Origin of the sequence: Nostoc sp. 'Peltigera membranacea cyanobiont' 210A (assembly GCF_002246015.1) — a bacterium.
In the GTDB taxonomy this organism is placed as follows: Bacteria; Cyanobacteriota; Cyanobacteriia; order Cyanobacteriales; family Nostocaceae; genus Nostoc.
Window position 1 is genome coordinate 399,785 of the sequence record NZ_NOLJ01000002.1, and the last position, 12,544, is coordinate 412,328.

The 12,544-nt window shown below is 40.3% G+C and carries 11 protein-coding genes; 6 read left to right on the forward strand and 5 right to left on the reverse strand.

The genetic code is table 11. The features are described 5' to 3' along the window. Positions 1 to 128 precede the first annotated feature (128 nt). The 5 genes from CDG76_RS06600 (at position 129) to CDG76_RS06620 (ending at position 5,306) form a co-directional block, all read left to right on the forward strand. A complete protein-coding gene (locus CDG76_RS06600) occupies positions 129 to 1,256 on the forward strand; it encodes an SAM-dependent methyltransferase (RefSeq protein ID WP_094348257.1) in 1,128 nt (375 codons plus the stop codon). Positions 1,257 to 1,382: 126 nt separating this feature from the next. Further along, positions 1,383 to 2,156 (forward strand): nucleoside phosphorylase, encoded by a 774-nt coding sequence (locus CDG76_RS06605; protein ID WP_094348258.1) that lies wholly within the window; start codon positions 1,383 to 1,385, stop codon positions 2,154 to 2,156. Positions 2,157 to 2,584: 428 nt separating this feature from the next. Beyond that, positions 2,585 to 3,148 carry a retropepsin-like aspartic protease family protein gene (locus CDG76_RS06610; RefSeq protein ID WP_094348259.1) on the forward strand — a complete coding sequence of 188 codons (564 nt, stop codon included), beginning with the start codon at positions 2,585 to 2,587 and terminating at the stop codon, positions 3,146 to 3,148. Between the two features lie 143 nt (positions 3,149 to 3,291). Beyond that, on the forward strand, positions 3,292 to 4,656 hold the full coding sequence (gene miaB, locus CDG76_RS06615; RefSeq protein ID WP_094348260.1) for a tRNA (N6-isopentenyl adenosine(37)-C2)-methylthiotransferase MiaB: 1,365 nt from the start codon (positions 3,292 to 3,294) through the stop codon (positions 4,654 to 4,656). Positions 4,657 to 4,685: 29 nt separating this feature from the next. Continuing rightward, entirely contained in the window at positions 4,686 to 5,306 is a 621-nt protein-coding gene (locus CDG76_RS06620) for a hypothetical protein (RefSeq protein WP_223265162.1), read from the forward strand. On the opposite strand, the gene CDG76_RS06625 is transcribed toward CDG76_RS06620, so the two are convergent. From CDG76_RS06625 to mnmG, 5 genes are all read right to left on the reverse strand, one after another. Then, on the reverse strand, positions 5,303 to 5,539 hold the full coding sequence (locus CDG76_RS06625) for a hypothetical protein (protein WP_094348261.1): 237 nt from the start codon (positions 5,537 to 5,539) through the stop codon (positions 5,303 to 5,305). The two genes, CDG76_RS06620 and CDG76_RS06625, sit on opposite strands and share 4 nt — an antisense overlap. After that, complete coding sequence (locus CDG76_RS06630) at positions 5,523 to 6,500, reverse strand: bestrophin family protein (protein WP_094348262.1); 978 nt, start codon at positions 6,498 to 6,500, stop codon at positions 5,523 to 5,525. The genes CDG76_RS06625 and CDG76_RS06630 overlap by 17 nt, the downstream gene beginning before the upstream one ends. A gap of 945 nt (positions 6,501 to 7,445) precedes the next feature. Beyond that, complete coding sequence (locus CDG76_RS06635; RefSeq protein WP_094348263.1) at positions 7,446 to 8,807, reverse strand: hypothetical protein; 1,362 nt, start codon at positions 8,805 to 8,807, stop codon at positions 7,446 to 7,448. 247 nt (positions 8,808 to 9,054) lie between these two features. Continuing rightward, positions 9,055 to 9,222 carry a hypothetical protein gene (locus CDG76_RS37130; RefSeq protein WP_190240781.1) on the reverse strand — a complete coding sequence of 56 codons (168 nt, stop codon included), beginning with the start codon at positions 9,220 to 9,222 and terminating at the stop codon, positions 9,055 to 9,057. A gap of 47 nt (positions 9,223 to 9,269) precedes the next feature. Then, the gene (gene mnmG / locus CDG76_RS06640; RefSeq protein WP_094348749.1) at positions 9,270 to 11,192 is read right to left on the reverse strand and encodes a tRNA uridine-5-carboxymethylaminomethyl(34) synthesis enzyme MnmG; all 1,923 of its coding nucleotides are present in this window, start codon (positions 11,190 to 11,192) and stop codon (positions 9,270 to 9,272) included. A 383-nt stretch (positions 11,193 to 11,575) separates the two neighbouring features. Between mnmG and CDG76_RS06645 the strand changes: the two genes are divergently transcribed. Continuing rightward, a complete protein-coding gene (locus CDG76_RS06645; RefSeq protein WP_094348264.1) occupies positions 11,576 to 12,445 on the forward strand; it encodes a D-alanyl-D-alanine carboxypeptidase family protein in 870 nt (289 codons plus the stop codon). Positions 12,446 to 12,544 lie beyond the last annotated feature (99 nt).

Sequence of the window (12,544 nt, forward strand, 5' to 3'; positions counted from 1 at the left end):
AGCATCAGGGAGTGATAAATCCTTGGTTTTATGGGAGTTTTGAATTTAGCGCAGGCCGAAATTGTAAAAGACGAGTATTTAGTTTTATCATAAATTTAATATAACTAAAAATCTCAGGTAATGTATACATGACTTCCAGCATTACAGACAAGATCCAAAGACATACTCTTTTAGTAGATGTGAATAACAAAAACCGAATTGCTTACCAAGCCAACCGCACAGCGATCGCTGCATTCAATGCAATCCTAATGGCAGGAGCAGAGGCTTACATCAATGGGCTAAAAATCCCCGATACTTTGCTTAAATCCCTTTTAAATCTCTCCATGCAAATCAGCTACAAATATTTTCCTTCTCTTTTAGTTCCCTATGAATGGCTGTTGCAAGAAAGCGATCGCCTTGCAGAAGGGTCACACGAACTAATGAAGGTTCAATACAACTTACCTGAAGAAATGTTCAGTCTGATGTTAAAAGAGACAGAACTTTTATATCCCAAATACACAATGGCTTTATGGGAAAAAGGAGCATCTAACCTTGAGCAAGCTCAAATGCACATGCTCGATGATTTAATCGCAAAAGCAGGCATCGAAGACGGAGACGAAATCTTAGATTTGGGATGCGGTTGGGGTTCTGCATCAAATTACATTCTTTCCCGGTTTCCGCATGTGAAAGTAACGGCTCTTAATTTGAGCCACGGGCAATGCGAATATATGCGGAAAAAAATGCGAGACTCTACCAGTTACCTCAGTTCAGATAGATTCACTCTATATGAAAAGGACTTTAATGATATTGATTTTGAGAATAAGTTTGATAAAATTATGGCGATTGGCCTGTTTGAACATGTAGGGAATTTAACGAAATCATTTCAAAAACTGGCTTCTCTCCTCAAAGATGATGGCAAGGTGTTAATTCACATAATCACAAGCAGATTACCTTATAATATAACCCATCCTTTTATCGACAAATATGTTTTTCCAAACATGCGGGTGTGGAATTATGATGTCATCCCAAAGATTAATACAGACCTGAAAACTATTAATCAATGGTATTTAAATGGTGCTAACTACTCAAAGACTCTGATAAATTGGTTGATGAATTTTGACCAAAATCAAGCTAAAGTCAAAGATTTAAATTATGGCACGAACTATGGCAAGTTCTGCCGGATGTGGAGACTTTATTTGCTCTTGTGCATTGTATATTTTGACGGTTGTGATGGTGAAATTCTTGGTAATGGTCAATACTTGTTGGTTCATGCGTGACAAGTTAATTGCATAAGTCCTAATAATTGAGCGATCGCCCAACCATATTGAGAGCAATTATTGGTTCCTTAGTTGTAGAAGCCAGCAATAAGAAACGATCTGCAATACGCGTGCGAGTAGCATTGAATGGCAAATAAACGCTTTTATCACATTGGCTTTGGGCAAGATGATTTAGGTTCATCGCCTCCCAGCATTGCTCTATTATCTGGCGACCCAGAGCGATCGCACCTAATTGCCCAAACTTATTTACAAGATGTACGCGTGTTGTCAGAAAATCGCGGACTCAATAGCTATGTGGGATACTTACCGAATGGTCGCAGCATCTTATCAGCTACAAGTGGTATGGGTGCGCCTTCATTAAGTATTGTTGTCAATGAGTTGGTACAAGTAGGAATCAGGCAAATTATTCGCATTGGTACTTGCGGATCAATTCAACCTTATATACCAGTTGGTAGCGTTGTTATTAGCAGTGCAGCATTGTGTCGCCAAGGTGCAGCGAATGACATTGCACCAGTGGAATATCCGGCCGCAGCCGATCCTTTTCTGACAGTTGCTTTAGTTAAAGCTGCACGAGAATTAGAGGTTGAACATTACATCGGAATTACGGCATCAGTTGATACTTTTTACGAAGGACAAGAACGCACTGATTCAGCAAATCCAAATTTAATGCGATCGCTGCATGGCATTACAGAAGAATATCGGCGCTTAAATATCTTGAATTACGAGATGGAATGCGGCACACTCTTCAAAATGGCAGGAGTGTATAATTTTGCTGCTGCTGCTATTTGCGGTGTAGTTGCTTCGCGTACTGATAGTGAAAATATCATTCTAGAACAAAAAGATATCGCTGTGAAAAATGCGATCGCAACTGCTGTAAATGCAGTAGCAAGCTTTGAGTAAGCTAACAAATTTCTCTTATCCAACTTCTTAATATGTCAGATTGAATCTGCTCTAAGTAGTTTCATCATGTCTTTACTTAATCTTTAAACTTCAATCAGTAATTCTAGGTAAGATGTATTGAGTAAGTGCAATTTCATAATTTTGAGATACATATAGCGTTTTCTAATCACATGAGGTACATCATAGTCCCCTCCTCGCTTGCGGGGAGGGGGTTGGGGGTGGGGTTCTTGTANCTCACTTAACCGAGAACTGCTATATATAAAACATTAGCTAATTTAAAACTAAAAAAGTCGTTATAAATATCCATTTTAAATAGATAAAATTTGAATTTTTATATTAAAACCCTATTCTTTTAACACCATGTTTTACAGCCACCATGATGAGTTTAGATATTAAGAGTAGTCAAAAAAATTGGAGCGCAGTATAACATGAAGAATGCTTGGAGGCGTTGGATTACAACCGTTAATCTAGCTGCAATTGCACTAATGCCGACGCTGATATTTTTAGCATTCTCTCATCGGGCAACAGCAGACGATCCAGGAGCGTGTTACATGATAACTTCCTCTGGTAAAACCGTTGGATTGGGAAGGATTTGTGGCAATATCATAGCCGCACCTTCAGACAATAGAGTTTTTCGAGTCTCAATCAAACGCCGTTTTGGTGGAACTCCTGTGATTGATGTCACCTTCAACGACAAAAAAACCTTTGAAATGATTGTAGATACAGGTGCTAGTGGAACCATTATCACTCAAGATATGGCTAATACACTGAAACTACAGGCTACAGGTACAATGCAAGCCCAAATTGCTGATGGTAGTGAAGTAAAATTCTCAACCAGTAAGGTAAAATCTATTGCAGTAGGTGGAGTTACAGCCAATAATCTTCAAGTAGCGATCGCACCAAAAGCAAGCATCGGGCTACTAGGTCACGATTTCTTTGGCAACTATGATATTAAAATTCTGGAGAAAGAGGTAGAATTTCATCACCGCTAATGTTTGCAACTTCTTTCGATTTTTACTATTGAAATATCAAAAGGAATGTGAACCAAGGTACTCAGCACTCCTGAAGCAGCTTAAGAGCGTTATAGAATAGAAAGAAACCTTACATACATTACGCTGATTCAGCAGAATTGCCCATGACCACTTCTAAACGCCAATATCACATTACTACTTTCGGTTGTCAGATGAATAAAGCTGACTCAGAGCGCATGGCTGGCGTTTTGGAAGACATGGGCTTTGAGTGGTGCCAAGACCCGAATCATGCAGATGTGATTCTCTACAATACCTGCACCATTCGGGATAATGCTGAACAAAAGGTATATTCCTATCTCGGCAGACAAGCAAAGCGTAAACATGAGCAGCCTGATTTAACCCTCATTGTTGCTGGTTGTGTTGCCCAACAAGAAGGCGAAGCGTTGTTGCGGCGAGTGCCAGAATTAGACTTGGTAATGGGGCCACAACACGCCAACCGTCTGAAAGATTTGCTGGAGTCAGTATTTGAGGGCAACCAAGTTGTCGCAACCGAAGCAGTTCACATTATTGAAGATATCACCCAGCCGCGACGGGATAGTACAGTAACAGCTTGGGTAAATGTGATTTACGGCTGTAACGAACGCTGCACCTATTGCGTAGTTCCCAATGTGCGCGGTGTCGAACAATCTCGCACGCCGTCAGCTATCCAGGCTGAAATGGAAGAATTAGGACGGCAAGGTTACAAAGAAATTACTCTACTCGGTCAAAATATTGATGCTTACGGTAGAGATTTACCTGGAGTGACAGCAGAAGGTAGGCATCTGCACAACTTTACAGATTTGCTTTATTACGTGCATGATGTGCCGGGGATTGAAAGATTAAGATTTGCTACTAGCCATCCTCGTTATTTTACCGAGAGATTAATTCAGGCTTGTGCTGAGTTACCCAAAGTGTGCGAACACTTCCACATTCCCTTTCAATCTGGGGATAACGAACTTTTAAAGGCGATGGCGCGGGGTTATACCCATGAGAAATATCGCCGGATTATCGATACCATTCGGCGGTATATGCCAGATGCCTCCATTAGTGCCGATGTAATTGTCGGTTTTCCTGGGGAAACAGAAGCACAGTTTGAAAATACCCTGAAACTGGTAGAAGATATTGGCTTTGATATGTTGAATACAGCAGCATATTCGCCGCGTCCAGGGACACCAGCCGCTTTGTGGGACAATCAGCTGAGTGAAGAAATTAAAAGTGATCGCCTACAACGGCTCAATCATCTGGGAAACTTGAAAGTAGCAGAGCGATCGCAACGTTACTTTGGACGCATTGAAGAAGTTTTAGTAGAAGACCAAAATCCTAAAGATCCAACCCAGGTAATGGGACGCACTGGTGGTAATCGTTTGACCTTTTTTAGCGGTGACATCAAAGAACTCAAAGGGCAGTTAGTAAAGGTAAAAATTACCGAAGTTCGTCCTTTTAGCTTAACGGGCGAACCAGTTGAAGTGAGGCAAACTGTTTTGCACTAAGAAGCATTTGAAGATTATACCCCTGACTTATGATTAAGTTACCGCAAACGATTCCAGTTCTTCTTTTTGGGGCTAGCTTGGCTATAATTTCCCCTCAAGTTTGTGCTGCTTTCACTGTTCAAGAAATAGCTATTCTTGCTCAAGCATCAAGCGATTTGCCAATGGTCAAATCGGCTGGACTGTCCCCTGATATGGATGTACCTTGGTCGAAAGCCGTAAAAATTGTTGACCCCTTTGAAGGGGAGTTTGTTGGAGTTTTCGACCGCAATTCCTTAGGTGGCTATTTGTTCCGTGAGGGTTCAACGCAAGTTATTAGTTTGTGGACACCTTCGAGTATTCGAGTACTCGTAACAGTAAATTCGGGTCAAGCAAGGTCTTCTTTCTACACCGCAGGTCGTGTTTATCCCAGACCTGACTATCTTAGATTTGTCACGACTAAAAAAGTAGATAAGCTTTTGCTCAAGGTCAGAGAAAAAGTTTTTCAATTAGACGGTTCAACCGGCACGTTTGCTATCAGTAAAGAATTAGCCACTGCTTTGAAAAATGCTCCAGATGAGAATTTAGATATCAGACTAGTCTTAGAAGGAGGTCAAACTGTTGATAGCGAAATTGGTAAAGGGACGGTGAAAGCTTGGCGAATTATTTATTAAGCGATCGCATTTTTCAGCCAAGTATTTTCTATGTTTAATAAAGAAAAAACCTCTCCGTTATCATCAAAAATTAACTGGTAAAACTTATACCAATTAGAAAAAATACCAATTGGAAAAAATAATGCGACAAATAGACCATTTGTACAGACGCGATTCATCGCGTCTTTACCCAAGGATGTGTTGCAATCATTAATTGAATTGGTATTATTTATAGATTTAATAAGAACGAACATTGTTAGAAGTAAGCCTGATTAATTCTTCAACATTGTTGGAGATTGTATTGCAAATAGTATTTAAAGGTAAGTCATTAGGATCAAACCCAAAAGGTTCTTCGATTTCTGAGCCAATTTGTTCAATGCTTAATAATGTAAAACTTACAAAAGCCATTACTATACCAGTCCACCAATTTAAAAAGCTCACAATTTCCAAAGGTAATATAAGACAAAAAATTAATAACAGTTGTCTGAGTTTAATAGTATATATCAAAGGCAGCGGCGTTTTTAAAATGCGTTCGCAACCACCTAAAATATCGACTAAATCATCTACACAATTATGCAGAGTAGTTAATTGATACACATTTAGACAATTTCGGTCATGCTGATACTGCAAGTAATCTCCTATCCAATAAGCAATTTGTAGTGGCGGATGATCGCTATCTTGGAGGTGTAAATATTGTTTTTCAGACATTAATGATGCCAACTGAGTGTCTAAAGGCACCGATCTTAGATGTAACTTCATTGCAACTGCAAAAGCAGTTACTAACCGAAGCATTGCTTCCTTTTCTAATTTATCTTGTGGTGTCTTCTCTTTAACTATTATCGCAATTCCACGAGTTAAATTACGCGATGTATTAACTAAAGCTCCCCATAGTTGACGACCTTCCCAAAATCTATCATGGGCTGTATTTGTCCGAAAAACTAATAGTAATGTAAAGCCAATATTAAAGCTTAAAACAGCATTAGTAAGAATATTACTGGAATCTGAAAATGCGATTGGTAATCCTAAATGAGCTAAAAATGATATGAAAGTACCATATATAGTACAAAAAATTACCCAAGGAAGAATAATAGAGATAATTGACCTTTCAAGCCTAAGAGTTACTTGAAGCCAATTCAGCTTTTCGCCTTTGTAAAGATGATACTTGTCTCTTAAAGAGTTTTTAGAATTATTTTGAAAATAGTTAGGTTGTTTCATATTGGTAAGATTTGAAGATTACATCAATTAGCAAACTAACTTTTTTAGCTAAATATATCTTGCTTAAGTAAGATATGTGCAAAACATAGGTTTCCAAATAGTCACTATAGTGTAACTATAATAAACACAAATTATAGTTGTAACATTGAAATTTATTTCTGTGAACCATCTTTAGGTAGGGAAATTCAATACTGTCTTCCAATTCTTCACCACAAACCTGATTTTCTGCTTATATTGATTAAACTTTGATATTAAGCCAGGGAGTTACCCAATTTTAGATGTCCGTTTTGAGGAAAAGCATTATTGGGTGAAAGGTTATGCAAATACTTTTTAAAATGACAAAACTATATCATTACTAGATGATATAGTTGGAACTTATTTTAATAAAGATTTAGCAACAGTATTTACACAAGTTGGCATTGAAAGTATCAACGTTACCGAAATCAATCGGCAAATTCTCAAAAAAGTAATACTCACTTAATAGTTACTAGAGTCTGTTGGAGGTAAAAGCGATCTTGCTATCAATAAAGCTGATAATATTAAAACTATTAAGACGCGATCGCATTAGCTAGGCTACATATCAGACGTAGACGTAGGTTGGGTGGAGCGGAGCGCAACCCAACTGATTATCAGGATGTTGGGTTACGCAAAGCCTCCACCCAACCTACAATTTTTTTGCAACATTAAAGCCATGACAGTCCATTACAAGACTACCGGGATTTTTCAGAAATCAAATATGATTCCTATAATATTAAAACTATTAAGGCGCGATCGCATTAGCTAGGCTACATATCAGCAGGCAATCCTAACAATGCAGACAGAGACAGAAAACTATTTGACGCGATCAAATTATTTCAATCAATTATTGTTGGTCGCAGTACTGTTAATGGTGATAGATGAGTTTAATCTTTAAACTCTCCTCAACCAGGCAGTGGGTTAAAAAATTTATAGTTTCTGTCCTGCATAAATCGATCGCACTTCGCCATTACGTCGGATGACTGCTTCGCCATTACTGACATCTACTAGTGTCCAACCGCTTGAGCCGATACTTTCACCCATATTGATGCGGCGAGTCACACCATCAATTTTAAACAAAGCGGCAGATTTGTTACCCAACTCTAGCAATCCTTCTAAGGTATTACTCGGAGCAACTGCGATCGCAGTTGCCGGATATACTTGTTCCTGAGTAATAGTTGGTTCTGACTCTGGTGCGAGTGCAGCACGCAATGGAACTACTGGTAATGCAGGCAGAGGCTTGGGTGTTTGGCGCACGGTAATGGGTGCAGTTTTCGCAGCCACCGGTTTGAGTTCGGCTCGTACAGCCGCAGCTAACATATTGACGCTTACAGGCTTGGCAGCTTGTCGAACTGTATTCAGGGCAGTTTTCACAACATTAGGTTGAGATACCCGTAACGCACTGGCAACTTGTGGTAAAAGTGTGGGCGTCCCCGGAATGGCTGGAAGGGCGTAGCGCATTGGTGACGGCGCTTGATAAACGGGGACATAGATGCGCTCAACAACGCTTCCAGAACGATTGGGGGCTGGTGGTATATTATTAGCTAGAAGTGGAAGTGCTGGTAGATTACCAGTTGCTTGTTGGCGACCAAGGGCTATTTGGTTAGTATTTGCCTGACTGGAGAATCCTGGATTGAAAGATTTTTGATTGCTTTTTGCTCCTTGCTTATCTATAACAGCCAGGGATTGGAGCATATAGTCAACTAACTCTGCCTCTATTTCTGTTTTTACCGGCAACTGTGCTTGCGGTTGCGGCAGCAAAAGCGCTGACTCAGGCAATTTGTTATTTAAAAGATATACAACTCCAGACTGCACCAAGTAGATCGTACTAGCGATCGCCACGCCTAAAGTTGTTCCTACAATCAGCAGTTTGCCCAAAATCAAACTAGTTTTTTGACGCTTTCTACTAACTGATTTAACAGTAGAGGTGTCAAATACAAAGGTACTCAATTGCTTGTGGTTATCTTGAGCAACTGACTGTACTCCTTGATTCTGTGTGTTCGGTAAGATAATCTGTGGTATCGTAACTGTTTGCAGAGGCACGTATTCTGGAGGCGATTGGCGTTGAGCTTGGGCGGAAACTCCAGCAACAGAGTGGCTCGATCTGTTCTGACTACTGTGCCTAACAGTTTGAGAAGGTAGATTACCACTAGCATCCAGAATGTAGTCGATATCGGCAAAGAGTTCATCCATTAGGCCATCAGCATAGTTTTCTATCGACCAAGGCTCGTTGGTGATTAAGTCTTCTGATGGTTCTGGTACTATGAGACGGGTGCTGGCTTCTTGTAACATAGACGTTCTGGGTTGTTGCTTGGACGAGGAAACGCCACCCCTACTGCCTGAAAATTAGGATTATCAGAGGAGGCAGCAGGTAGAGGGCAGTTCTTACTGAAGGAAAGAAGTATGAATAAAAACTTTAGTCCTGGGTGATTACCCTGTTTAAAAAGAAGAATTGTATTGAGAATGTATCGGGCAAGATACAAACAGAGGAGCCGCTCCGCCTCCGGTCTTGCCCCAATCCTATGCAGTTGTGCGTGGGTTACTCCTGCGTGGTTGTTGAGCGTAGTCGAAACACTGCCTCCTGAATATAATGAAACATCCAATCCCCCATCTGATTGAGATAAGTTGATTGAGTGTTGGTATTAAACTCAACTTTCATCTGGGGATTGTTGATGATGCCACTACTAATCTTTATGTCATCTATCATACCAATCTCTCTCCCTACTACTATACTCAGTCTTTATCAAGCTTGTGTTAAGCTAACGCTGGAAACTCTGACTGGCTCTTGCTTCTACGCAATTCTAGATATAATAATAAGGCGTTAATATCCGCTGGGTTTACACCACCTATACGTGCAGCTTGACCAAGGGTGAGTGGTTTTATGTGAGTCAGCTTTTCCCGTGCCTCTTTAGAAAGAGTATCAATTGTTGTATAGTCTAAATCCCCAGGTAACTGGCGGTGAGCTTGGCGGGCAATTTGGTCAATTTGATTTTGTTGCCTAGCGAGATAGCCAGAATACTTGATGTCAATTTCTGCGCCTTCTTTCTCGGCCCGGTTCAGGTTGGGGTTTCCCAGTCCGAACCTGTCGAGATCAACGTAATGTAATCCTGGACGCCGTAACAAGTCATTGAGGGTAATCGAACCTTTAATTGCTTGTTGGGTATCAGATGCGATCGCTATTCCAATTTCATCATGTTCTTTAACTCGTGTGGCTTGCAATCTTTGTTTTTCTGTGGTAATGTTACCCTGTTTTTTGGTAAACATATCCCAGCGGCGATCGTCAATTAAACCAATTTCCCGCCCCAAGGGTGTCAGGCGTTGGTCGGCATTGTCAGAACGCAATAGCAATCGGTACTCTGACCTACTGGTGAGCATCCGGTAAGGTTCTCGCAGGTCTTTTGTACACAGGTCATCAAGTAGTGTCCCAATGTAACTTTGCTCGCGGGCAAACACAATCATTTCTTGAGAGCGAACAAATCGAGCTGCGTTAATTCCCGCCACCAGCCCTTGAGCAGCAGCTTCTTCATAACCTGTAGTGCCGTTAATCTGCCCAGCACAAAACAGTCCCGCAATCTTCTTAGTCATCAGTGTGGGGTAACACTGAGTTGCTGGTAAATAGTCATATTCCACAGCATAGGCGGGACGCAGCATCACACATTTTTCTAAACCGGGGAGAGTCCGCAACATTTGCAGTTGCAGATTTTCTGGCAACCCTGTAGAAAACCCTTGAATATAAAGTTCGGGTATATCCCTTCCTTCCGGTTCAATAAAGATTTGATGGCTTTCCTTATCGGCAAAGCGGACAATCTTATCTTCAATGCTGGGACAATAGCGCGGCCCTTTGGCTTCCACCCAACCGCCATAAACTGGCGACAGATGTAAATTTTCTTGAATCAGGCGATGGGTTTCGGCGGTTGTGCGGGTGATGTAGCAAGGCATCTGTTCCCGTTCTACCCAAACATCTGGGTCAAAGCTAAACCAGCGCACATCTTCATCCCCTGGCTGGATGAGCATTTTACTATAATCCACTGATCGCTTGTCTACCCGTGCTGGAGTTCCAGTTTTAAGTCTGCCGGTTTCAAATCCCAGGCGATTTAGGGTTTGTGTCAATCCTTCAGCTGCAAATTCTCCAGCACGTCCAGCTGGCATTGATTTGTTACCAACCCAAATTTTGCCGCCCAGGAACGTGCCAGTTGTCAAGATGACTGCTTTACATTGGAACCCTACACCAAAATAAGTTTCAACACCGATGACTTCACCGTTAGCACCCAGCACTAAGTCTGTTGCCATACTTTCACGGATTGTCAAGTTATCTTGGTTCTCAACAATATTTTTCATCACCGCTGCATATTCGCGCTTATCAGTCTGGGCGCGTAATGCCCAAACAGCAGGCCCCCGTGAAGAGTTGAGGATACGTTTTTGTAAGTAGGTGCGGTCTGCTACTTTACCAATTTCGCCGCCGAGTGCATCTACCTCATGAGTCAACTGCGATTTCGCCGGGCCACCCACCGCTGGGTTACAAGGTTGCCAAGCGATTTTATCCAAGTTGAGCGTCAATAACAGGGTACGACAACCGAGGCGTGCAGAGGCAAGAGCTGCTTCGCAACCGGAGTGACCTGCACCGACGACTATGACATCAAAAGCGTCTTGGAATTCAACGGAATTGTGCATGGTCATACTTACAGGATCGGCAAGCTTAGAGTTCTTTTCAATTTTAACTGTTCCAGTGGTTTCATGGATGTAACTTTCTAATAAAAAAGTTATCAAATTTACTAGTACTCAATTAAAAGCAAGGTTTCATTTTTTTAACTTTAGTAGGAAGTGAAAAATATGATTTTTTAAAATTTGTGACAACATTCCGGTTTGGCGATCTTAGCTATTGTTCATATCGTTAGCCAAGATAAATTAATTTATAACTCGTATGTATTAGATATTTTCTCGAACTTGGATGAAACTATAGTTCAATACCGATAAATCATCTGTGATTTTAATTTAGTAATAATAGATATTTTCTAAAAGCTTTTTAATTTTATTCTTAAATCACCAAATAACTATTTAAAATGAAACTCACCCTCAAAAATCAAAAAAATATTCCTAGGTTTATTAGAAAGACAAGTTTCATCAGTATCGTTATATTGATGATTTTTGTATTAGTAGCTAGCAATGAGATTACCCACCACAAAGTTGCTAGAACTGCTCAACCATTACAAGAATGCTTGATTAATAATTCATTACCTTGTATAGATACCTCTAAAACAACATCAGAACCATTTATTCCCGATCCAAAATTAGATGCTAAACAGCGTTTTTTATCTGCGATCGCTAGAAAATTAACCACAATTCCCCAGCCTAGTACTTATGAGTATACTTTGCTGCAAAGCTATGGTGCAGTATTCGTAAATCCAGATATTGGGATTAAATTGCCACAAAAAAATATCTTTGTTAATGAACAAGAAACCCAAGAGTTTCAAGCTACTTTAACAATGGGTCATGTTGATGGCACCAACGACTGTTACTTACAAAAATCGGCGGCTGATGCTTTAAATAAAGCGCGAATCCAGCAACAGATTCCGCTAAAATCTGGTTATGGCTCTGGTGATTGTACTCGCACTTTCAATACTAATTTAAAATTTTGGAATAAATATGCTAACAATCAAGTCTTAGCAAAAGTTCAACAGGGTAAAGAAACAAAAATTCTCGGTTTAGTTGCACCCCCTGGAACTTCACAACATATATGGGGATTAGCAATTGATTTACGCGTAGGCAATAAAGAGCAAAGAAAAGCTCTTAATCAAAATGGTTGGTTTCAAACTGTAGAAAATGATGTTCCACATTGGACTTATGTGGGTTTATCTGAAGAAAACTTACCTCTGTTTGGTTTTAAGAAACAACCTATTCGAGGGATTACCTATTGGATTACGCCACTTTAATTCTTAGATAGCATGAAAACTTGTTAATACTAACCGAAAACTAACTTAAACGATTAAAATATCTGTTTAATAAAAATAAAAATCCAGTTAGTCTTTAGA

What these genes read in the sequence shown, in the direction of transcription:
- CDG76_RS06600 (WP_094348257.1), top strand. Translation starts at nt 129, where the DNA reads ATGACTTCCAGCATTACAGACAAGATCCAAAGACATACTCTTTTAGTA.
- CDG76_RS06605 (WP_094348258.1), top strand. Translation starts at nt 1,383, where the DNA reads ATGGCAAATAAACGCTTTTATCACATTGGCTTTGGGCAAGATGATTTA.
- CDG76_RS06610 (WP_094348259.1), top strand. Translation starts at nt 2,585, where the DNA reads ATGAAGAATGCTTGGAGGCGTTGGATTACAACCGTTAATCTAGCTGCA.
- miaB (WP_094348260.1), top strand. Translation starts at nt 3,292, where the DNA reads ATGACCACTTCTAAACGCCAATATCACATTACTACTTTCGGTTGTCAG.
- CDG76_RS06620 (WP_223265162.1), top strand. Translation starts at nt 4,686, where the DNA reads ATGATTAAGTTACCGCAAACGATTCCAGTTCTTCTTTTTGGGGCTAGC.
- CDG76_RS06625 (WP_094348261.1), bottom strand. Translation starts at nt 5,539, where the DNA reads ATGTTCGTTCTTATTAAATCTATAAATAATACCAATTCAATTAATGAT.
- CDG76_RS06630 (WP_094348262.1), bottom strand. Translation starts at nt 6,500, where the DNA reads ATGAAACAACCTAACTATTTTCAAAATAATTCTAAAAACTCTTTAAGA.
- CDG76_RS06635 (WP_094348263.1), bottom strand. Translation starts at nt 8,807, where the DNA reads ATGTTACAAGAAGCCAGCACCCGTCTCATAGTACCAGAACCATCAGAA.
- CDG76_RS37130 (WP_190240781.1), bottom strand. Translation starts at nt 9,222, where the DNA reads ATGATAGATGACATAAAGATTAGTAGTGGCATCATCAACAATCCCCAG.
- mnmG (WP_094348749.1), bottom strand. Translation starts at nt 11,192, where the DNA reads ATGACCATGCACAATTCCGTTGAATTCCAAGACGCTTTTGATGTCATA.
- CDG76_RS06645 (WP_094348264.1), top strand. Translation starts at nt 11,576, where the DNA reads ATGAAACTCACCCTCAAAAATCAAAAAAATATTCCTAGGTTTATTAGA.